We start from the raw sequence: 20627 nt of genomic DNA, 5'->3' as shown, positions 1-20627 counted from the left end.
ATGTAGCTCCGTCTCGTGGGCTCGGAGATGTGTATAAGAGACAGCTCGGGGACGGGGGTCACGAGGCGGCCTCCAGTCGGACGGCGCACGCCTTGAACTCGGGCATGCGGCTCGTGGGGTCGAGGGCGGGGTTGGTCAGGACGTTGGCGCGGGCGTCGCCGCCGTTCGTGGTGCCGCCCCAGTGGAACGGCAGGAAGACGACGTCGGGACGCATGTCCTCGTCGACCCGCACCGTCGCCCGGGTCCGACCACGTCGGCTCACCACGTCGGCGACATCACCGTCCGAAAGTCCGTGTGTCGCAGCGGTGTCCGGGTGCACCTGGACGAACATGTCCCCAGCCGCGGCGGCGAGCTCCGGAACGAGCCGGGTCTGCGCGCCGGACTGGTAGTGCTGCAGGAGCCGCCCGGTCGTCGCGACGAGCGGGTAGTCCGCGTCGTCCGCCTCGCTGGGGCTCCCGGCGGCGACGGCGACGAGGCGGGCGCGTCCGTCCGGGGTGGCGAACCGGTCGAGGAAGAGGCGGGGTGTCCCCTCGGGACGCTCGGTCGGGCACGGCCAGTGGAGGGACTCGCCGGCGTCGAGCCGCTCCCACGTCACCGCGGAGTAGTCGGCGACGCCACCGGCGGAGGCGCGCCGCAGCTCCTCGAAGACCTCGCGCGGGTCGGTCGAGAACGGCACCGGTGCGCCGAGGCGCCGGGCCAGCTCGGACCACACCCACAGCTCGCTGCGGCAGCCCTCGGGTGGGTCGATCGCCTTGCGCCGCCGAAGGATCCGTCCCTCGAGGTTGGTCAGGGTGCCCTCCTCCTCCGCCCACTGGAGCACCGGCAGGACGACGTCGGCGAGGGCGGCGGTCTCGGACAGGACGAAGTCGCACACGACGAGCAGGTCGAGGCCGCGCAACCGCTCCGTGACGCGCGCCGCGTCCGGGGCCGACACGACGGGGTTGGAGCCGTGGACGAGGAGCGTGCGCGGGCCGTCGGTGGAGCCGAGCGCGTCGAGCAGCTCGAAGGCGCTGCGGCCCGGCCCCGGAAGCGAGTCGGGGTCGACGCCCCAGACGGCGGCGACGTGGGCTCGCGCGGCGGGGTCGTCGATCTTGCGGTAGCCCGGCAGCTGGTCGGCCTTCTGGCCGTGCTCACGCCCACCCTGGCCGTTGCCTTGGCCGGTGATCGTGCCGAAGCCCGTGCCGGGGTTGCCCGGCAGCCCGAGGACGAGGGCGAGGGCGATGAACGCGGTGACGGTGTCGGTACCGGTCGCGTGCTGCTCCCCACCGCGGGCGCTCAGCACGTACGCGCCGCGCTCGGTGTCCCGGGCCCGCGCCAGCGTGCGCACGACCGCCCGCATCGACGCCGCCGCGACGCCGGTGACGCGCTCGGTCCGTTCGGGCAGCCACTGGGACGCCACCGTCCACAGGTCGTCGAAGCCCGTGGTGCGGGAGGCGATGTAGTCGCGTTCCGCGTAGCCCTCGGTGACCGCGAGGTGGATCATCCCGAGGGCCAGCGCGGCGTCGGTCCCCGGGCGCAGCTGCAGGTGCAGACCGCCGCCGTCGAGCGCCTTGGCGGCCGTCGGCGTCAGGCGCGGGTCGGCGACCATGAGGCCGCCGTGGTCGGCCGCCCGTACCAGGTGGGTCAGGAAGGGCGGCATCGTCTCCGCCGGGTTGGCGCCGAGCAGCAGGACGGCGTGGGCCGACCCGATGTCGGTGACCGGGAAGGGCAGCCCGCGGTCCAGCCCGAAGCACCGGATGCCCGCGGCCGCGGCCGAGCTCATGCACCACCGGCCGTTGTAGTCGACCTGCGACGTGCCCAGGCCCACCCGGGCGAACCGCCCCAGCTGGTAGGCCTTCTCGTTCGTCAGCCCGCCACCGCCGAAGAGGGCGACGGCGTCACGGCCGTGCGCCGCCTGGGTGGCGGCGATGCCGCGGGCGACGACGTCGAGCGCGTCGTCCCACGTCGTCTCGACGAGCTCCCCACCGCGACGCACGAGCGGAGCGGTCAGCCGCGCAGGCGTCCGCAGCAGCTCGGCGCTCGTCCAGCCCTTCTGGCACAGGCCTCCCCGGTTCGTCGGGAAGCGCCGCGGCGTCACGGCCACGTCGGCGGCCGATGACCCCGAGAGGGTCATGGCGCACTGGAGCCCGCAGTAGGCGCAGTGCGTCTCGGTCCGGCGCTCTGTGGCGTCCCGGCCGGTGGCTCCGTGGCCGACGCGCGAGGTGGGGGTCGCGAGGCTCGTCATCGGCGGTAGCGCACCTTCGTCACGACGGCTGCCACGACGTAGAAGACGGTGAAGACGACGAACGCGGCGGTGGCCGAGTGTGCCGGCCCGACGTAGGAGGCTCGCAGGCCGAGGTTGATGAGCACGCCACCGAGCGCACCGATGGCGCCGGCGACGCCGATGAGCGCGCCCGACATCGAGCGCGACCACGCTGCCCGCTCGACGGCGTTGCCGACGAGGGCCAGCGACTTGCGCTCGAAGATCGACGGGATCATCTTGTACACCGAGCCGTTGCCGACGCCCGACAGGACGAACAGGGCGATGAACCCGCCGATGATCCCGGCCAGCTGGACGGCCGTCGCGGCCCCCGGCGTCACGTCGTCGGCCCGCGCGGCCAGCGTCACCGCCAGACCCGCCACGGCCATGAGCACGAACGTCACGAAGGTCACCGGGCCCCCGCCGCGTCGGTCGGCGAGGCGCCCGCCCCACACCCGGCTCAGGGAGCCGAGCAGCGGGCCGACGAAGGCGATCTGCGCGGCGTGCAGGCTCGCGGCCGCGGTCTGGGCCGGCGTCGGGGCTGCGCCGCCGGTGAGGCCGGCCAGGAAGGTCGCGTTGAGCACCTGGCCGAAGGCGAAGCCGAACCCGATGAACGAGCCGAAGGTGCCGATGTACAGCAAGGAGATGAGCCACGAGTCGGCGTGCCGGGCCAGGTCGCGCATCGCACGCCCGTTGGCGGTCTGGTGGTCGAGGTTGTCCATGAACAGTGCGGCGCCGGTGCTCGCGGCCACGAGCAGCACGAGGTAGACGGCGCAGACGACCTCCGGCCGCCGGTTGCCCAGGGTGGCGATGACGAGCAGGCCCACGAGCTGCACCGCGGGGACGCCGATGTTGCCGCCGCCGGCGTTGAGCCCGAGGGCCCAGCCCTTCATCCGCTGCGGGTAGAAGGCGTTGATGTTCGTCATCGACGACGCGAAGTTGCCGCCGCCGAGACCGGCGAGGCCCGCGACGACGAGGAAGGTCGTCAGCGAGTGCCCGGGGTTGGCCATGAGCCACCACGTGAGCCCGGCAGGGACGAGCAGCGCGATGCCGCTGAAGACGGCCCAGTTGCGGCCGCCGAACAGGGCGGTCGCCATCGTGTAGGGCACCCGCAGGACCGCGCCGACGAGCGTCGGGACGGCGACGAGGAAGAACTTGTCGGCCGCGGTGAAGCCGTAGACGGCCTGCGGCATGAACAGGACCATGACCGACCAGATCGACCAGACCGAGAAGCCGATGTGCTCGGTGAGGACCGACCACACGAGGTTGCGCCGCGCGACGGCCTTGTTGCCGGCCTCCCACGCGACGGTGTCCTCCGGGTCCCAGCCGGTGATGAGGCGTCGCTTGGGCGTGGTGAGCGCACGCAGGCGGCTCAGCCCGGACGCGTCCGGCGCGGTCTGCGCGGGCGCTGAGGTCGGTACGGGGGTGGGAGCCGGCTGCCCCACCGAGGTGGGGGCGTTGTCGATGCTCACGGGGCGTCCTCCTTGGAGGTTCGGACGAGGTGACGGGGGTGCGCTGCGGTGCGTGCTCGCCACGCTAGGAACCGCGTGTTGCACGCGCTCCGGACGCGTGTGACGCGGCCGTAACGCCTTTCTCACGCCGCCGCCGTGACGCGGTGAGGTCGAGCGGGCCCGGTCCCGTCGGTGGGCTCACGGCCGCCTCAGCCCCGCGTGAGGCGGGCGAGAGGTCCATGCGACGCGGTCGGAGGCGGGCCCGGCGCGCCGCTCGCCCGCGCGTAGGCTCGGCGCATGAGCTCGACGGCCTCGGCGCACGCGCCGCTCAACACGCTGTCGGTCGGCACCGCCGGGCCGCGGATCGCCTTCCTGCACGGCCTGTTCGGTCAGGGCCGCAACTGGAACCAGATCGCCAAGGCCGTCACCGGCCCCGAGGGCACCGACGCCCGTTGCCTCCTCGTCGACCTGCCCGACCACGGTCGCTCACCGTGGTCGGAGGCGTTCTCGCTCGAGGGGTACGCCGACGCCGTCGCCGCGACACTGCGCTCCGTCGCGCCGGGGGAGACGTGGACCGTCGTCGGTCACTCCCTCGGCGGCAAGACCGCGATGGTGCTCGCGCTGCGCCACCCCGAGCTCGTCGGGCGGCTCGTCGTCGTCGACATCGCACCCAGGGACTACGGCTCGCTCGAGCGCTTCGCCGGCTACATCCGAGAGATGCAGGGCCTGCCCCTCGACAGGCTCGCGAACCGGGCGGACGCCGAGGCCCGGTTCGACGAGCCGGACGCCGGCGTCAAGGCCTTCCTCCTGCAGAACCTGCGCCGGCACGGGGACGCGTGGCGCTGGCAGGTCAACCTCGACCTCGTCGCGGCCGACGCCGACCTCGGGCGCGGGTCGCGCATCGCCGGCTGGCCCGAGGACGTCGACGCGCTGCCGGCCTTCGAGGGGCCGGTGCTGTGGATCGCGGGCGGCGAGTCGCGCTACGTCCGGCGCGAGGACGGCGCCCACATGCGGCGGCTGTTCCCGCGCACGCGCCTGTTCACGATCAAGGGCGCGGGGCACTGGGTGCACACCGACGCGCCCGATGTCGTCATCGCCGCGCTGCGCCGGTTCCTCCACGCCCCGGCCTGACCCCGAGGACCACGGCGGGGTGTCGGCCCGGTCAGAGGAGTCGGCGGCCCATGGCCCAGGCGGTCAGCTCGTGGCGCGAGGACAGCTGAAGCTTGCGCAGCACCGACGACACGTGCGTCTCGACGGTCTTGACGGAGATGAACAGCTCCTTCGCGACCTCCTTGTACTGGTAGCCGCGGGCGATGAGCCGCATGACCTCGCGCTCGCGGGCCGAGAGCCGGTCGAGCTCCTCGTCGATCTCGGCCACCTCCCCGGCGGCCGCGCCGAAGGCGTCGAGGACGAAGCCGGCCAGGCGCGGGCTGAACACGGCATCACCCTCGGCCACCCGCCCGATCGCCGTGAGCAGCTCCTCGGCGCTGATCGTCTTCGTGACGTAGCCCCGGGCGCCGGCACGGATGACGGCGATGACGTCCTCGGCGGCGTCGGAGACCGACAGGGCGAGGAACCGCACCGGCACGTCAGGGGCCGCCTGCACCCCCGCGCACGCCCGGATGACGTCGGCGCCGCCGTGCCCGTCGCCGCCGGGCAGGTGGACGTCGAGCAGGACGACGTCGGGCTTCTCGCGGGTGATGACGTCGGTCGCCGACTCGACGGCTCCGGCCTCTCCGAGGATCTCGAGCCGGAAGGGCGCGCGAGCGGCGAGCGTCGTCAGCTCGGACCGCACGCCGGTGCGGAACATGTGGTGGTCGTCGACGATGACGATGCGGATCGTGCGCCCACCGGTCGCGTCGGTCGGGTCCGTCATGGGTGCTGCTCCTGGGTCTTCGGGCTGGGCTCGGGATCGGGGGTCGCGGGCGGTGCCGACGCCGGGGCGGGCGTCGTGGCGGGCGTCGTGGCGGGAGTCGTGACCGGCAGGCGCAGCTCGATCTCCGTGCCGTCGGCCCGGCGCCGGATGCGGGCCGACCCGCCGTGGCGCTCCATGCGCCCGATGATCGACTCCCGGACCCCGGCCCGGTCGTCCGGCACGTCGTCGAGCTCGAACCCGACGCCGTGGTCGCGGACGAACGCCTCGACGGCGGCGGGCCCGACCTCGACGTAGGCGCTGACCGGGGGCTCGGCGTGCCGCACGGCGTTCCAGGCGGCCTCGCGCACAGCCTTGACGAGGGCCTCGAGGTGCTCGTCCATCGGCCGGTCGCCGGTGACGACGAGCTCGACGGGGACGCCGTGGAGGTCCTCGACCTCGCCGAGGGCAGCGGTCAGCGCGGCGCCGAGGCTGCCGGCGCGCGCGTCCTCGTCGTAGAGATAGCTGCGCAGCTGGCGCTCCTGCGCCCGGGCGAGGCGGGCCACCGTGGCGGAGTCCCCGGCCTGCCGCTGGATGAGGGCGAGCGTCTGGAGCACGGAGTCGTGCAGGTGGGCGGCGATGTCGGCGCGCTCGGTCGCCCGGATGCGCGCGGCCTGCTCGAGGCGCAGGTTGCTCCAGAGGCGCAGCACCCACGGGGCCGACAGCACGGCGACGCCGACGAGGGCAGCGAGCACGGCGCCGGCCACCTGCCACAGCTCCGCGAGGTTGGTGCCCCGGGCGAGGAGGGCGACGAGACCGAGGACCGTCAGGGTCAGGCCGATGACGAGCCAGATCCAGCGGACCGGTCGCCGCGCGCCCAGGACGTCGGTCTCGTCGAGCTGGGACCAGAAGAAGATCGCACCGATGCCGATGGCGACCACGGGCAGGACGACCTCGGCGTGCACGTCGAACCCGGCGCTGCCGAGCCACAGCGCGCCGGCGACGGCGAGCGCCGCGACGCCGAGGACCGCGATGACCACGGCCTGGTTGCCGCTGCGCAGCCAGGTGCGCAGGGAGGCGAGGTCGAGCGGGAACGCGCTCGGGCTGCCCGCCGGTGCCGTCGACCCCACGGTCGCCGCGGCAGGCGCACCGCCGGCCTGCCCGCCGCCGGGGACCTCGGTAGGGGGTGGTGGCGTCGGCGCGGGCGTGGGACCGGCGACAGGTGCTGCGGGGGAGCCCGGTGCAGCGGGGGCGGGCGCCGACGCGGGTGGCACGAGGCCGGTGGCCGGGCCGGTGACCGCGACGGGCGGCAGGTCGTCGCGCCCCTGGCGCATCGTCGCCCAGAGGAAGACGTAGACCGCCAGGCCGGCGCCGAAGGGGATGCTCGTCACGACGAGCGCGATCCGCACGGGCACCACCGGGATGCCGAGGTGCGCCGCGAGCCCCGCCGCCACTCCGGCGACGACGCGCCCCTGCCGGCGACGCTCGAGCGGTGGCCGGGGACGGGTGCGCCACGACGGCACCGCCACGGCGACCGGCACGGCTACCGGCGCGGCGGCGGGCGCGGGGACGGCCGGCGTCGACGTGGCGCCCTCGACGGCGGACGCCGGAGACGCGGCCGCCTGCACGTCTGCGGGGTCGTCGGCGGTCGTCACCGGTGCCCCCCTCTCGTCTGCCGTCTGCACCGTCCCATCCTGACCCACCCGCGGGGGTACGGGCGACCACCGTGGCGCCCTTTGGGGGTCGCGTCAGGGTCGGTTCAGGGTCGACCCTCATGGCTGCGCGACGGGCGGGCCGGGACTCTGGTGCCATGACGAAGAGCAAGAGCGCCCCGACGCAGGGGCACGGCCTGGACGGGTTCTACGAGGCGTTGCGCCGGCCCGGCATCACGCGGGTCGCCGGCGGCCGCTGGTTCGCCGGGGTGTCGACGGGCCTGGCCCGCTGGCTGGGCGTCGACCCGCTGGTCGTGCGCGCCGGCTTCATCCTCCTGTCGATCTTCTTCGGCATGGGCGTCGCCGTGTACCTCGCACTGTGGCTCGTCATGCCGGACGAGCGCGGCGAGATCCACGTCGAGCGCGCGCTCAAGCACGGCGAGGGCGGTTCGATCTTCCTGCTCGTCGTCACGGTGCTCTCGCTGCTCGGCGGCGGCCCGTGGTGGGGCGGCGACATGCACGGTGTCCGCGTCGGCGGTTTCGTCCTGCTCGTCGTTGCGGCCTGGTGGTTCTTCACCCGCACGGACCAGGGCCGCCGGCTCGTCGGCTGGCCGTGGACCGGACCGGGTTCGGCCGCCTCGAGCCCCGGGATGACAGGGGATGCGGGTGCCCCGCCCGCGACCTCGGTGACCTCGGCGACCGCCGCGCCCACGTCGGGCCCCTCCACGGGCAACGCCGCAGCCAACGCCGGTGCCGCCATGGCCGGCGCGCCGGTCCCGGCCCCGCTGCGCCCGGCACCCGTGGTCCGCGCCCCGCGCCAGCGGACGCGCACCATCGGTTTCGCGCCGGGGCTGCTCGTGCTCGGTGCTGCGGTGGTCGCCGGAGCGCTCGTCGCCGAGCTGGCCCGCAGCTCGAGCTGGATGGGCAACTCGCTCGCCGTCGGCATCGCGACCGGCGTCGGGGTCCTGGGACTGGGCATCGTCGCGGCCGGGCTGGGCGGACGCCGTGCGGGAGCCCTCGCGTTCTTCACCATCCTCGGCGTCCTCGCTGCGCTGTTCACGACGGCGGCCCCGAAGGGCCTGACGCAGCCGTGGCAGGTCGGTGAGGAGTCGCACGTGGTGTCGGTGACCGGCGACCACGACTTCCAGCTGGGGATGGGCGAGATGCGCGTCGACCTCACGGGCCTGACGCCGGCACGCCTCGAGGGCCGGACGAACCCGGTGCCGGTCTCGGCGACCGTGGGCATGGGCCAGATCGACCTCGTCGTGCCACCCGGTGTCGCGGTCCAGATCCACGCCAAGGCGCGAGCCGGCGCGCTCACCGCGGTCGACTCCAACGAGGGCGACGTCGCGATCAACACCAACGACTCCCGCAACGACCGGGGACCGTCGATGGCGATGCGCAGCCGCAACGGCGTCAGCGTCGACGAGACGGTGACGTACGGGCCGGCGGGAGCCCCGCAGGTCGTCGTCGACACCGAGGTCGGTCTCGGCGAGATCCGGGTGAGGACCGGGTCATGACCGACCAGCAGAACCGCCGCGAGCCCGACCCGGACGACCCGTCCGGCAGGACCCCCGCACCCGACCACCCCGCGACCCGTGACGACCTGGAGACGACGATGACCACGCAGCACCCCGACGACCCGAGCACCGACCGCCCGGATCCGACGCTGTCGAGCCGGCTCGGCTGGCCCGACGCCACGAGCCCCGTGCCGCAGCGGGCGGCGGACGACACGACCGCCCTGCCGCAGGCCGGCACTACCGCCCTGCCGCAGGCCGACACGACACCCCTGCCGCAGGCGAGCCGCTCGGGCGGTCCGGCCGAACTGGCGGCGGCCTCCGGGTCGCCGTTCCGGGTCGAGCCGAGCGCACCGGTGCCCGACGACGCCGTCCGCGGCGACGGGCCGGACCTCTCCCAGCTGCCCCCGCCGGCCTGGGCACCGGCGAGCGAGCCGGTCGACCAGGGCTACGAAGGGCCCCTGGGCCCCGGCGTCACGGTCCGCCGCGGCCCGCGGCCCGGCACCGTCATGTTCGGCCTGCTCGCGATCATCGTCGCCGGCTACGTCCTCGTCGCCAACCTCACCGACGCCGACCTCAGCCTGCGCCTCGTCGGGCCGCCGCTCATCGGTGCCTTCGGCGGCATGCTCCTGCTCGTCGGGCTCGCCGGCGTCGTCGCGGGTCGCCTTCGCCGCTAGTCGCCGCGACCGCCCGTCCGGCCCACCACGGCGGTGGTGCGTGGTTAGGCTGCCCACGGGTGCGGCTCCTCGTCCCGGCGAGGGCCGCGCCCGACCGCAGACCCGACGCGGCACCGACCGCAGCAGCTTCTGGAGGCACGACGTGGCAGTGAAGTCCGGCATCGACCTCGGCGCGCTCGACCGCGCCACGCGTCCCCAGGACGACCTCTTCCGGTTCGTCAACGGCACGTGGCTCGACACGACGGACATCCCCGGCGACAAGGCGCGGTTCGGCACGTTCGACGTGCTGCGCGAGCAGTCCACCGCGCGCGTGCACGCCCTCATCGAGGAGGCGGCGGCCGACACGTCGAGCGCGCCCGGCACGCCCAGGCGCCAGGTGGGCGACCTCTTCGCCAGCTTCATGGACACGGCGCGCGTGGAGGAGCTGGGCCTCGCCCCGCTCGAGGCTGCGCTGTCGGAGGTGGCCACGGTCGACGGCCCGGAGTCGCTCGCGGCGGCACTCGGACGGCTCGTCCGGATCGGCGTCGACGGCGTCATCGGCTACTGGGTGGCGCCCGACCAGCGCTCGCCCGAGGAGTACGTCGTCTACCTGCAGCAGGGCGGGCTGGGGCTTCCCGACGAGTCGTTCTACCGCGAGGAGAAGTACGCCGAGATCCGGGCAGCGTACGTGGCGCACGTCGGGCGCCTCCTGCGTCTGGCCGGCATCCCCGACGCCGAGGGCAAGGCGACGCGGATCATGGCGCTCGAGACGCGGCTGGCGGCCGCGCACTGGGACAACGTCGCGAGCCGCGACGCCCTCAAGACCTACAACGCGCGTACGCTGCAGGAGCTGAAAGCCCTTGCGCCACAGTATGCGTGGGATGCCTGGCTGGAGGGGCTGAGCGCGCCCGAGGGCTCCTTCGCCAAGGTGGTCGTGCGTCAGCCGAGCTTCCTCGAGGGCCTCGACGCCGTCCTCGGCGACACCGACGCCACCGACTGGCAGGCGTGGCTGACGTGGCACGTCCTCACCCAGCTGGCCCCACTGCTCCCGGAGGCCTTCGTCGAGGAGGACTTCGACTTCTTCGGCCGGACGCTCTCCGGCCAGCCGGAGAACCGGGAGCGGTGGAAGCGCGGCGTGTCCGTCGTCGAGGACAACATCGGCGAGGCCGTCGGGCAGCTGTACGCCGAGCGCTGGTTCCCGCCGGAGGCCAAGGAGCGCATGCAGCAGCTCGTCGGCAACCTCGTCGAGGCGTTCCGCCGGTCCTTCGTTTCGCTCGAGTGGATGGGCCCGGAGACCCGGGCCGAGGCCGTGGCCAAGCTCGAGGCCTTCACCCCGAAGATCGGCTACCCCGACTCGTGGCGCGACTACTCCTCCATCGCCATCGACTCCGGCGACCTGATCGGGAACGTCTCTCGGGCAACGGAATTCGAGGTCGACCGTAACCTCGCAAAGATCGGCAACCCGGTCGACCGCGGCGAGTGGTTCATGCTGCCGCAGACCGTCAACGCGTACTACATGCCCTCGATGAACGAGATCGTGTTCCCGGCCGCCATCCTCCAGCCGCCGTTCTTCGACCTGGAGGCCGACGACGCCGTCAACTACGGCGGCATCGGGGCCGTCATCGGCCACGAGATCGGGCACGGCTTCGACGACCAGGGCTCGCGCTACGACGGCACCGGGGCCCTGCGCGACTGGTGGACCGAGGCGGACCGCGAGCGGTTCGACGCCCTCTCCCAGCGGCTCATCGAACAGTTCAGCACGTACACGCCGGCCGGCCTCGGGGACGAGCACAAGGTCAACGGCGCCCTCACCGTGGGGGAGAACATCGGCGATCTCGGCGGCCTGCAGATCGGCTACGCGGCCTACCGGATCGCGACCGAGAAGTCGGGGATGCCCGAGGTCGAGGGCTTCACCGGCCCGCAGCGGTTCTTCATGGGCTGGGCGCAGGTCTGGCGCGGCAAGGCGCGCGAGGCCGAGGCGATCCGCCTGCTCGCGATCGACCCGCACTCACCGCAGGACGTGCGGGGCAACGCGGTGCGCAACGTCGACGAGTTCCACGAGGCGTTCGCGGTGAAGCCCGAGGACGCGATGTGGCGTCCGCCCGAGGAGCGGGTCCGGATCTTCTGAGCGGCTGGAGGACCACCGCGCGTCACGAGCCCGGCCGCGACCCGCGCGCCACGCGTCCGGCCGGACGGCTCAGAGCAGCTTCTTGAACCCGACGTGCGACTTCTCGAAGCCGAACCGCTCGTAGAAGCGGTGGGCGTCGAGGCGTGTCGCGTCCGAGGTGAGCTGGACGAGCGAGCAGCCGAGCCGGCGGGACTCCTCGAGCGCCCACTCGACCAGCTGTGTGCCGAGGCCGGACCCACGCTCGGACGACGCGACGCGCACGCCCTCGACGATGGTGCGGGTGGCGCCGCGGCGGGACAGGCCCGGCTGCACAGTGAGCTGGAGGGTGCCCACGACCCGTCCGTCGCGCTCGGCTACGACGAGGTGCTGGCCCGGGTCGGCGGTGACCCGCTCGAAGGCCGCCTCGTACGGCGCGAGGTCCTCCGGGCTCTCGCGGGAGGCGCCGAGGACGTCGTCGGCGAGCATGGCGACGATCGCCGGGACGTCGTCACGCCGCGCCGGCCGGATGACCGGTCCTGCTCCCTCGGGCGGTCGTGCGCTCACCGGGCGGGGGCCTCCGCGGCGGCCTTCAGCCGGGCCAGGCCCTTCTCGAAGTCGGGTCCGACGAGCTTCTCCATCGACCAGAAGCGGCTCATGAGCCGCATGACGGCGTTCTGCGGTCCCGTCATCGCCCACTCGACGGCGGTCGTGTCGCCGGACGGGGTCAGGCTGAGGTCCACGCGGTTCGTCGCCCGCATCGGTGCCGAGAAGACGAGGTCGACGCCGACGTGGTGCGGCGAGGACTCGACGATCTCCATCCGGCCCTGACCCGCCTTGCTGTTGCCGCGCCAGGCGTAGGTCGCGCCGACGCCCGACTGGGGCCCGGCGTAGGTGCGCTCGAGGTGCGGGTCGAGGCCCTCCCACGGGGACCACTTCTGCCACTCGTGCAGGTCGTTGACGAGGGCGTGGACGCGCGCGGGGGGAGCGGCGACGACGATGGAGCGGCTGATGTGGAACTCCTTGGGCATGGCGTGATCCTGCCATCCGGGCGTTGTCCGCGCTGCGGGACGGGAGCGGCCGGTCCCCGCCCGGGACCTAGGCTGGGCGGGATGTCCGCCTCGCCCGCCCCCAGCCCCGTCGCGCCCGCGGCGCCCTCCGCGGCGCGTGGTCCGGGCGCCACCGACGGGTCCGGTCCGGCGGACGTGCGGCTCGTCGTCGCCGACCTCGACGGCACCCTCCTCGACGGCGACGGCCGCCTTCCCGAGGGCACCACCGAGGTCATCCGGGCGCTGCGCGAGCGCGGCGTCGCCTTCGCGCCCGCGAGCGGGCGCCAGCACGCGACGATCGCGCGCCTGTTCGACGAGGTCCTCGACGGGCTCGACGTCATCGCCGAGAACGGCGCCTACGTCACCCGCGACGGCGTCGAGGTGGCGGCGCACACCCTCGACCCTGAGTGGGTGCCCTCGGTGCTGCGGTTCTGCCGCGACCTGTCCGCTCGGGGCGCCGACCTCGGCGTCGTGCTCTGCGGCAAGGAGTCGGCGTGGGTCGAGCGCACCGACGACGTGTTCCTCCGCGAGGCGGAGCGCTACTACGTCCGGCTCGCCACGACGGCCGACCTCACGGCCGTCCGCGACGGCGTCTTCAAGCTCGCGGTCCACGACTTCGGCGACCCGACGGCGTTCACCGCCCCCGCGCTCACCGACTTCTGCGACCCCCAGCCGGTCGTCGTCTCGGGTCGTCACTGGGTCGACGTCATGGGCTCCGGCGTCGACAAGGGACTGGCGGTCCGCGACCTGCAGGGCGCCCTGGGAGTGACGCCGGCGCAGACGATGGCCTTCGGTGACTACCTCAACGACGTCGAGATGCTCGATGCGGCCGAGCACTCGTACGCGATGGCCAACGCCCACCCCGGCGTCCTCGCGAGGGCCCGCCACCGCGCGCCCGCGAACACCGACGGCGGCGTCCTCGCGACGCTGCGGTCGGTGTTCGCGCTGTGAAGAGCCGGGCGGCTCGGCTCAGGCGGTCGGCGGGGCGACGTCCTGCTGTGCGGGCAGCTGGTCCTGGCGCACGATGCCGACCGGGCACGTCATCCCGTTGGGGCCGTGGTTGCAGTAGCCGCCGGGGTTCTTGTGCAGGTAGCCCTGGTGGTAGTCCTCGGCGAGGTAGAAGGGGCCGGCGTCCTCGGCGGAGCGGATCTCGGTCGTGATCCGGCCGTAGCCGTTGTCGTCGAGGACCTTCTGGAACGCCTCCCGCGTGGCCTCCGCCGCCAGCCGCTGTCCCTCGGTCGTCCAGTAGATGGCCGACCGGTAGGCGGTGCCGATGTCGTTGCCCTGCCGGTTGGCGGTCGTCGGGTCGTGGTTCTCCCAGAAGGCCTTGAGCAGCAGCTCGGGCGAGGTCTTCTCGGGGTCGTAGACGACGCGGACCGTCTCGGCGTGGCCGGTGAGGCCCGTGCACGTCTCCTCGTACGTCGGGTTCGGCGTGTAGCCGCCCATGTAGCCGACGGCGGTGCTGACGACGCCGTTCTGGCGCCAGAAGATGCGCTCGACGCCCCAGAAGCAGCCCATCGCGACGTAAAGCACCTCCGACCCCTCGGGCCAGGGTCCCTCGAGCGGCGTGCCGAGGACGACGTGCGTCGGGTTCACCTGGAACGGGCGCGTGTCACGACCGGTGAGGGCCTCCTCGCGCGCGGGCATCTGGGTCTTCCTGCCGAGTCCGAACACCATTCGAGCGTCACATCCTTCGTGTGGGGGGCATACACTCGTGCAACGCCGGCCGAGGCCCCGGTATGCCGGCAGGCGGCCGCGCTGACGCCGGACGAGGGGCCGTCCCAGGCACAAAGCCGCCGGGCGCGGACAAATCGGTGGCCCGGCCCCGACGCGCCCGGCCAGACTCGGGCTCGTGACCGAGGACCTCGCCATCAGACCGATCGACGTGCTCGACCCCGCCGAGGAGGCGGCCGCACGTGACTGGGTCGCCGTGCACGCCGCGGTCCAGCGCGACCTGTTCGGCGACCGCGGCAGCGCGTGGAGCCTCGAGGAGGTCCAGGGATTCGTCCGGGGCTCGGACAAGAAGCGCGTCGCCAGGGCGGCCTGGCGGGACGGTGAGCTCGTGGGCGCCGTGGAGGTGCACCTGCCACTGCGCGACAACCTGCACGGTGCAATGCTCTGGCTCTCGGTGCTGCCGGCTGCCCGGGGCCGCGGGGTCGGCTCGGCACTCCTCGCCGAGGCCGAACGCATCGCGGCGGACCACGACCGCACGACCCTCCTCGTCGAGACCGAGTGGGCCGAGGGCGACACCGACCGCGCGGAGGCCTTCGCAACGGCGCGCGGTTATGTCGTCGCCCAGACGGTGCTGCGCAGCGAGCAGGCGCTGCCGGCCGACCGCGATGCGCTCATGGCGGTCCTGGCCGAGCCCGGCGCCGAGGACTACACCCTCGAGTCGTACGTCGACGACATGCCGGACTCCTGGCTCGAGGACCGGGCGGTCCTGCAGCAGCGGATGAGCACCGACGCCCCCGCCGACGACCTCGACGTCGAGGAGGAGGACTGGGACGCCGAGCGGCTGCGGGCGAGCAACGCCCGCACCCGCGCGTCGGGCCGCCGCGTCGTAGAGACGGCCGCGCGCCACGTCCCCTCCGGCCGGCTGGTCGGGTTCACGACGGTCTCGGTGTCGAGGCACGAGCCCGACCTCGCCTACCAGCAGGACACGCTCGTGCTGCGGGAGCACCGCGGGCACGCGCTCGGCCTGCGGCTCAAGGCGGCCAACGCCGTGCTCCTCATGGACGAGCTGCCGGCGGTCACCGCGGTCCGCACGTGGAACGCCGCCTCCAACGACCACATGCTCGCCGTCAACCGGCGCCTCCGGTACCGCGTCGACGGCTACAGCCGGGAGTGGCAGAAGCAGACCGGTGTTCCCCGCTGACCCGGCTGCGGTGGGCCGGCGCGGGAGCGGGAATGTCCGGCCCCCGGAACGGGTTGTCGCCTGTCGGATGACCGACACCACCGATTATGTCGATCCAAACGCGGCGTTATAACGTTCGCCGTCGTCCCAGTCGCACCCCGAGACCCGAGGAAGTCCCCACCCATGCGCACGAGGTCCGCCCTCACCGTCCTGATCGTCACGCTCCTCGCCGCGGTTCTCGCCGCATGCAGCTCCACCTCGGCCAGTGGCAGCGACCTGCAGTCCGTCAAGGACGCCAAGGTTCTCCGCGTCGGGACCGAGGGCACCTACTCCCCGTTCTCCTTCCACGACCCGAAGACGAATGCCCTGACCGGCTACGACGTCGAGGTCGCCAAGGCCGTCGCGGACAAGCTCGGCGTCAAGGTCGAGTACGTCGAGACGCCGTGGGACGCCATCTTCGCCGGCCTGGCCGCCAAGCGGTTCGACGTCGTCGTCAACCAGGTGACGAGGAACAAGGAGCGCGCCGGACTCTACGGCCTGTCCTCGACGTACACGTGGTCCGAGGGTGTCATCGCCACCCGCGCCGACGACTCCTCCATCACCTCTCTCGCCGGCCTCAAGGGCAAGAAGTCGGCCCAGAGCCTGACGAGCAACTGGGCACAGGTCGCCAAGGACGCCGGTGCCCAGGTGGAGTCGGTCGAGGGCTTCACCCAGGCGATCACGCTGCTCAAGCAGTCGCGCGTCGACGCCACGGTCAACGACAGCCTCGCGGTCCTGGACTACCAGAAGTCGACCGGCGACCACGGCGTCAAGATCGCCGCCAAGACCGGTGACGTGTCCGAGCAGGTCATCGCCGCCCGCAAGGACTCCGACCTCGTCGCGGCCATCGACAAGGCCCTGGCCGACCTCGAGGCCGACGGCACCCTGAAGAAGCTCTCCGAGAAGTACTTCGGCACGGACGTGTCGGTCAAGCCGGCCACCTCGGCCTCCTGACCCGGGGCCCGGTGAGGTCCGCGCCGTGAACGACCAGACCGTCCACCTCATCCTCGACTCGCTCGGACCGCTGCTGCGGGCGACCGTCACCTCGACGGTTCCGCTGACGGTCGTCAGCTTCGGCCTCGGGCTCGTCGTGGCGCTCGCCGTGGCGCTCATGCGCCTGTCCAGGGTGCCGGTCGTGTCCGGCGCGGCGCGGGTCTTCGTCTCCCTCATCCGGGGTACGCCGCTGCTGCTGCAGCTGTTCATCATCTACTACGGCCTGCCGGCCCTCGGCGTCCGTTTCGACCCGTTCCCTGCGGCAGTGCTCGCCTTCACCCTCAACGTCGGCGGGTACGCGGCGGAGATCATCCGCTCGGCGATCCTCTCGATCCCCAAGGGCCAGTGGGAGGCCGCGTCGACGGTCGGGATGGGGTACGCGACCGCGCTGCGCCGCATCGTGCTGCCGCAGGCGGCCCGGACCGCCATCCCCCCGCTGTCCAACACGCTCATCTCCCTCGTCAAGGACACGTCGCTCGCCTCGACCATCCAGGTGACCGAGCTGCTGCGGGTCGCCCAGGAGGCCGCGGCCCCGACGTACCAGTTCTTCGCGCTGTACGGCGTCGCGGCCGTCTACTACTGGGTGGTCTGCCTGGCCCTGTCGTTCGGGCAGGCGCGCCTCGAGGAACGACAGAACAGGTACGTGGCCGCATGACCCGACAGCCCACCAGCCCCACCGCTCCCGACCCGACGCGTCCGCTCGTGTCCGTGAGGGGCCTCGCCAAGGCGTTCGGCGACCACGAGGTGCTGCGGTCGGTCGACTTCGAGGTGCCCGCCGGCACCGTCACCGTCGTCATCGGCCCCTCCGGCTCAGGCAAGACGACGCTGCTGCGCTCGCTCAACGCGCTCGACGTCGCCGACGCGGGGCTCGTGCGCATCGGAGACGTCGAGGTCGACTTCGCCCGGCGCCCGCTCGCCAAGCGTCGGGTGGCAGGGCTGCGGGCCCGCAGCGGCATGGTCTTCCAGGCCCACAACCTGTTCCCGCACCTGACCGTCCTGCAGAACGTCACCTCCGGGCCGGTGCTCGTCCAACGGCGGGACCGGGCCGGGGCCGAGGCGGAGGCACGCGAGCTGCTCGGTCTCGTCGGGCTCGCCGAGAAGGCCGACGCCTACCCGTACCAGCTCTCGGGCGGCCAGCAGCAGCGGGTCGGCATCGCTCGCGCGCTCGCCATCCGCCCCCAACTGATGCTCTTCGACGAGCCCACGTCGGCCCTCGACCCGGAGCTCGTCGGCGAGGTGCTGTCCGTCATGAAGGACCTTGCGGCACAAGGGTGGACGATGGTCGTCGTGACCCACGAGATCCGGTTCGCGCAGCAGGTCGCCGACCAGGTGCTCTTCATGGACGGCGGCGTCGTCGTCGAGCGTGGAACTCCGGCAGAGGTGCTGACGCGTCCGTCGACCGACCGCGCCCGTCAGTTCCTGCACCGCATCCTCGACCCGATCGACTGAGGCCCCGGGGAGTGGCAGAGGGCGTGGCATAGGCTCGGCACCATGTCTGACGAGCACGGCTTCTCGACCCGCGCCATCCACGCCGGCCAGGAGGCCGATGCCTCCACCGGGGCGGTCATCACCCCGATCTACCAGGTGTCGACGTACAAGCAGGACGGCATCGGCGGCTTCCGGGGCGGGTACGAGTACAGCCGCTCGGCCAACCCGACGCGCACGGCCCTCGAGGAGTGCATCGCCGCCCTCGAGGGGGGCAGCCGCGGGTTCGCGTTCGCGTCCGGGCTCGCCGGCCAGGACACCGTCGTCCGGGCCCTCCTCGTGCCGGGCGACCACGTCGTCGTGCCGAACGACGCGTACGGCGGCACGTACCGCTACTTCAACAAGGTCGCCGGCCCGCAGGGCATCGAGCACTCGATCGCCGACATGAGCGATCTCGATGCGGTGCGCTCCGCCGTCCGTCCCGGGCGCACGAAGATGGTGTGGGTCGAGAGCCCGACCAACCCGCTGCTCGGCATCGCCGACATCGAGGCCGTGGCCGGGGTCGCCCACGAGGCCGGTGCCCTCCTCGTCGTCGACAACACCTTCGCGACCGCCTACCTGCAGAGCCCCATCGCGCTCGGCGCCGACATCGTCACGCACTCGACGACGAAGTACTCCGGCGGCCACAGCGACGTGGTCGGGGGCGCCGTCATCACCCGCGCCGACATCACGGTGCCCGGCATGACCGACGCCGAGGACCGGATCGCCTTCCACCAGAACAGCATCGGCGGCGTCGCCGGTCCCTTCGACTCGTGGCTGACGCTGCGCGGGCTCAAGACCCTCGCGGTCCGCATGGAGCGCCACTGCGACAACGCCGAGAGGGTCGTCGAGTTCCTCCAGGGCCATGACGGCGTCTACCAGGTGCTCTACCCGGGTCTGGCCGGCCACGCCAACCACGAGGTCGCGGCCCGGCAGATGAAGCGCTTCGGCGGCATGGTCAGCTTCCGGATGCGCCGGGGCGAGGACGCCGCGGTCAAGGTGTGTGCGGCCGTGCGCCTGTGGACCCTGGGGGAGTCCCTCGGGGGCGTGGAGTCGCTCATCGAGCACCCGGGCCGGATGACCCACGCGAGCGTCGCCGGCACCGAGCTCGAGGTCCCGGACGACCTCATCCGCCTCTCGGTCGGCATCGAGGACGTCGACGACCTCATTGCCGACCTCCGCGAGGCGCTCGACATCCACGGCTGACCGGCGGGCGTGACCGTTCTCGCGGTCGACTTCGGGTCGACCTTCACCAAGGGCGCGCTGCTTGGCGACGACGGCGAGGTCGTCGCCACCGGTGCGACGCCGACGACGGGGACCCTCGGCCGCGGCGACGTGCTCGACGGCTACCGAGCCCTGCGTTCGATGCTCGACGTGCCCGACGACGCGTCGGTCCGCGCCTGCTCGAGCGCCGGGGGAGGCCTGCGGCTCGCCGTCGTCGGCTACGAGGCCACGGTCACCGCGCAGGCCGGCCGGCGGGTCGGGTTGTCGGCCGGTGCCAAGGTCGTCCACGTCGCCGCCGGCGCCCTGACGACCGATGCGGCCGCCGCCCTGCGCGCGTCCCGGCCCGACATCGTCCTGCTCGTCGGCGGCACCGACGGCGGCAACGCCGACGTGCTGCTGCACAACGCGGACCGGCTCGCCCGCCTCGCCATCGGGGGCCACGGGGCACATGCCACGCCCGTCGTCGTCGCCGGCAACGTCGAGGCCCGCGAGGACGCCATGGCCAGGCTCGCCGCCACCGACCGGCCGGCGGTGGCGGCCGACAACGTGCTGCCGCGGATCGGCGTCATCGCCCCGGAGTCCGCGCGGGCCGCGATCCGGCAGGCGTTCCTGCAGCACGTCATCGGCGGCAAGGGCCTCTCGCGCGACCCCGCGTTCGCGGCGATGGTGCAGGCCCCGACGCCCGACGCCGTGCTGCGTGGCGTCGAGGCGCTCGCCGGGCTCGGCGGTGGCGATGTGCTCGTCGTGGACGTCGGGGGCGCGACGACCGACGTCTACTCGTGCCTGACCCCGGAGGGGGAGGACGCGTCCCTGCGCAAGGACGTCGTGGCACCGCTGTGGCACGCCCGGACGGTCGAGGGCGACCTCGGGCTGCGATGGAACGCGCTGCACGTCGTCCGGGCCGCCGAGGAGGAGCACGTGCTCGACGGTGCCGGCCGTCCCTCCGCGGCCGACCTGCGGTTGTGGGGCGCGCGCGTCCACAGACAGCCCGGGCTGCTGCCGACCGATGCCGAGGAGCGCGCGCTCGACCTGGAGCTGGCCCGCCTGGCCGCCCTCGTCGCGGTCCGGCGCCATGCACGTGCGGCCCAGCCGACCGAGTCGCCCCGGCCGCTCGCGAACGTCACGACCCTCGTCGGTTCCGGCGGGGTGCTGAGGCACGCCGACGCGTCGGGGCGCGAGCACCTCCTCGGTGCCGTGCTCAGGGACCACGCCGGTGGGTGGAAGGTGCCGCGCGAGGCCCGCGCCCACGTCGACGAGCGGTACCTGCTCTTCGCCGCGGGACTGCTCGCCGCCGACGCCCCCGACCTCGCCCGCGCCGTCGCCGCCCAGGCCTGACCGCGAGACAGCCTGCCCCCGAGCCTGACCGCCCGACAGCCTGACCCCGCAACACACCGAGCAGCTGCCAACCCCGGCTGGAGTACCAGCTGTCTCTTATACACATCTCCGAGCCCACGAGACGGAGCTACATCTGGTGTGGTGTTTTCTGCTTGGAGAGGGGGGGGGGGGGGGGGGGGGGGGGGGGGGGGGGGGGGG

Annotated in this window: 18 protein-coding genes; 11 read left to right on the top strand and 7 right to left on the bottom strand. The window is 73.3% G+C overall.

The features are described from left to right. Positions 1 to 58 precede the first annotated feature (58 nt). Both ACR9ZK_RS13785 and ACR9ZK_RS13780 read right to left on the bottom strand, forming a co-directional pair. The gene (locus ACR9ZK_RS13785) at positions 59 to 2113 is read right to left on the bottom strand and encodes a molybdopterin oxidoreductase family protein (RefSeq protein WP_481342513.1); all 2055 of its coding nucleotides are present in this window, start codon (positions 2111 to 2113) and stop codon (positions 59 to 61) included. A gap of 107 nt (positions 2114 to 2220) precedes the next feature. Then, positions 2221 to 3711, bottom strand: coding sequence for an MFS transporter (locus tag ACR9ZK_RS13780; protein WP_481342512.1), 1491 nt, complete (start codon positions 3709 to 3711; stop codon positions 2221 to 2223). Positions 3712 to 3987: 276 nt separating this feature from the next. Between ACR9ZK_RS13780 and ACR9ZK_RS13775 the strand changes: the two genes are divergently transcribed. Next, a complete protein-coding gene (locus tag ACR9ZK_RS13775) occupies positions 3988 to 4821 on the top strand; it encodes an alpha/beta fold hydrolase (RefSeq protein WP_481342511.1) in 834 nt (277 codons plus the stop codon). 31 nt (positions 4822 to 4852) lie between these two features. On the opposite strand, the gene ACR9ZK_RS13770 is transcribed toward ACR9ZK_RS13775, so the two are convergent. After that, the gene (locus ACR9ZK_RS13770; RefSeq protein WP_481342510.1) at positions 4853 to 5566 is read right to left on the bottom strand and encodes a LuxR C-terminal-related transcriptional regulator; all 714 of its coding nucleotides are present in this window, start codon (positions 5564 to 5566) and stop codon (positions 4853 to 4855) included. After that, positions 5563 to 7227, bottom strand: a complete 1665-nt coding sequence (locus ACR9ZK_RS13765) for a PspC domain-containing protein (protein ID WP_481342509.1) — start codon at positions 7225 to 7227, stop codon at positions 5563 to 5565. Before ACR9ZK_RS13765 ends, ACR9ZK_RS13770 begins: the two co-directional genes overlap by 4 nt. Positions 7228 to 7352: 125 nt before the next feature. On the opposite strand from ACR9ZK_RS13765, the gene ACR9ZK_RS13760 reads away from it, so the two are divergent. The 3 genes from ACR9ZK_RS13760 to ACR9ZK_RS13750 all read left to right on the top strand — a co-directional run bounded on the left by ACR9ZK_RS13760 (position 7353) and on the right by ACR9ZK_RS13750 (position 11495). After that, the gene (locus ACR9ZK_RS13760) at positions 7353 to 8714 is read left to right on the top strand and encodes a PspC domain-containing protein (protein ID WP_481342508.1); all 1362 of its coding nucleotides are present in this window, start codon (positions 7353 to 7355) and stop codon (positions 8712 to 8714) included. Next, positions 8711 to 9388 carry a hypothetical protein gene (locus ACR9ZK_RS13755; protein WP_481342507.1) on the top strand — a complete coding sequence of 226 codons (678 nt, stop codon included), beginning with the start codon at positions 8711 to 8713 and terminating at the stop codon, positions 9386 to 9388. Before ACR9ZK_RS13760 ends, ACR9ZK_RS13755 begins: the two co-directional genes overlap by 4 nt. 142 nt (positions 9389 to 9530) lie before the next feature. Beyond that, positions 9531 to 11495, top strand: coding sequence for a M13 family metallopeptidase (locus ACR9ZK_RS13750; RefSeq protein WP_481342506.1), 1965 nt, complete (start codon positions 9531 to 9533; stop codon positions 11493 to 11495). Between the two features lie 69 nt (positions 11496 to 11564). Here the strand turns inward: ACR9ZK_RS13750 and ACR9ZK_RS13745 are convergent, their stop codons facing one another. Together ACR9ZK_RS13745 and ACR9ZK_RS13740 are read right to left on the bottom strand one after the other, a co-directional pair. After that, on the bottom strand, positions 11565 to 12038 hold the full coding sequence (locus ACR9ZK_RS13745; protein WP_481342505.1) for an N-acetyltransferase family protein: 474 nt from the start codon (positions 12036 to 12038) through the stop codon (positions 11565 to 11567). Next, entirely contained in the window at positions 12035 to 12502 is a 468-nt protein-coding gene (locus tag ACR9ZK_RS13740) for an SRPBCC family protein (RefSeq protein ID WP_481342504.1), read from the bottom strand. The genes ACR9ZK_RS13745 and ACR9ZK_RS13740 overlap by 4 nt, the downstream gene beginning before the upstream one ends. Before the next feature lie 81 nt (positions 12503 to 12583). Here ACR9ZK_RS13740 and ACR9ZK_RS13735 point away from each other — a divergent pair, with 81 nt between their 5' ends. Then, positions 12584 to 13471, top strand: a complete 888-nt coding sequence (locus ACR9ZK_RS13735) for an HAD family hydrolase (protein WP_481342503.1) — start codon at positions 12584 to 12586, stop codon at positions 13469 to 13471. An 18-nt stretch (positions 13472 to 13489) separates the two neighbouring features. Here the strand turns inward: ACR9ZK_RS13735 and msrA are convergent, their stop codons facing one another. After that, on the bottom strand, positions 13490 to 14197 hold the full coding sequence (gene msrA / locus ACR9ZK_RS13730; protein WP_481342502.1) for a peptide-methionine (S)-S-oxide reductase MsrA: 708 nt from the start codon (positions 14195 to 14197) through the stop codon (positions 13490 to 13492). A 175-nt stretch (positions 14198 to 14372) separates the two neighbouring features. Here msrA and ACR9ZK_RS13725 point away from each other — a divergent pair, with 175 nt between their 5' ends. The 6 genes from ACR9ZK_RS13725 to ACR9ZK_RS13700 all read left to right on the top strand — a co-directional run bounded on the left by ACR9ZK_RS13725 (position 14373) and on the right by ACR9ZK_RS13700 (position 20429). Next, positions 14373 to 15395 (top strand): GNAT family N-acetyltransferase, encoded by a 1023-nt coding sequence (locus tag ACR9ZK_RS13725; protein ID WP_481342501.1) that lies wholly within the window; start codon positions 14373 to 14375, stop codon positions 15393 to 15395. 162 nt (positions 15396 to 15557) lie between these two features. Continuing rightward, a complete protein-coding gene (locus tag ACR9ZK_RS13720) occupies positions 15558 to 16367 on the top strand; it encodes an amino acid ABC transporter substrate-binding protein (protein ID WP_481342500.1) in 810 nt (269 codons plus the stop codon). Positions 16368 to 16392: 25 nt separating this feature from the next. Further along, on the top strand, positions 16393 to 17061 hold the full coding sequence (locus ACR9ZK_RS13715) for an amino acid ABC transporter permease (RefSeq protein ID WP_481342499.1): 669 nt from the start codon (positions 16393 to 16395) through the stop codon (positions 17059 to 17061). Continuing rightward, the gene (locus tag ACR9ZK_RS13710) at positions 17058 to 17855 is read left to right on the top strand and encodes an amino acid ABC transporter ATP-binding protein (RefSeq protein WP_481342498.1); all 798 of its coding nucleotides are present in this window, start codon (positions 17058 to 17060) and stop codon (positions 17853 to 17855) included. Before ACR9ZK_RS13715 ends, ACR9ZK_RS13710 begins: the two co-directional genes overlap by 4 nt. Before the next feature lie 42 nt (positions 17856 to 17897). Then, complete coding sequence (locus ACR9ZK_RS13705) at positions 17898 to 19076, top strand: cystathionine gamma-synthase (RefSeq protein ID WP_481342497.1); 1179 nt, start codon at positions 17898 to 17900, stop codon at positions 19074 to 19076. Between the two features lie 9 nt (positions 19077 to 19085). Beyond that, positions 19086 to 20429: a glutamate mutase L gene (locus tag ACR9ZK_RS13700; RefSeq protein WP_481342496.1), complete on the top strand. Its 1344-nt coding sequence runs from the start codon at positions 19086 to 19088 to the stop codon at positions 20427 to 20429. The last annotated feature ends 198 nt before the right edge of the window (positions 20430 to 20627 follow it).

The organism is Monashia sp. HAY1-5C (genome assembly GCF_056755255.1).
This window is presented reverse-complemented; position numbering and strand designations above follow the sequence as displayed.

Coding starts and splice junctions, on each gene's coding strand:
- ACR9ZK_RS13785 (WP_481342513.1), bottom strand. CDS start 2,113: ATGACCCTCTCGGGGTCATCGGCCGCCGACGTGGCCGTGACGCCGCGG.
- ACR9ZK_RS13775 (WP_481342511.1), top strand. CDS start 3,988: ATGAGCTCGACGGCCTCGGCGCACGCGCCGCTCAACACGCTGTCGGTC.
- ACR9ZK_RS13770 (WP_481342510.1), bottom strand. CDS start 5,566: ATGACGGACCCGACCGACGCGACCGGTGGGCGCACGATCCGCATCGTC.
- ACR9ZK_RS13760 (WP_481342508.1), top strand. CDS start 7,353: ATGACGAAGAGCAAGAGCGCCCCGACGCAGGGGCACGGCCTGGACGGG.
- ACR9ZK_RS13755 (WP_481342507.1), top strand. CDS start 8,711: ATGACCGACCAGCAGAACCGCCGCGAGCCCGACCCGGACGACCCGTCC.
- ACR9ZK_RS13740 (WP_481342504.1), bottom strand. CDS start 12,502: ATGCCCAAGGAGTTCCACATCAGCCGCTCCATCGTCGTCGCCGCTCCC.
- ACR9ZK_RS13735 (WP_481342503.1), top strand. CDS start 12,584: ATGTCCGCCTCGCCCGCCCCCAGCCCCGTCGCGCCCGCGGCGCCCTCC.
- msrA (WP_481342502.1), bottom strand. CDS start 14,197: ATGGTGTTCGGACTCGGCAGGAAGACCCAGATGCCCGCGCGCGAGGAG.
- ACR9ZK_RS13720 (WP_481342500.1), top strand. CDS start 15,558: ATGCGCACGAGGTCCGCCCTCACCGTCCTGATCGTCACGCTCCTCGCC.
- ACR9ZK_RS13710 (WP_481342498.1), top strand. CDS start 17,058: ATGACCCGACAGCCCACCAGCCCCACCGCTCCCGACCCGACGCGTCCG.
- ACR9ZK_RS13705 (WP_481342497.1), top strand. CDS start 17,898: ATGTCTGACGAGCACGGCTTCTCGACCCGCGCCATCCACGCCGGCCAG.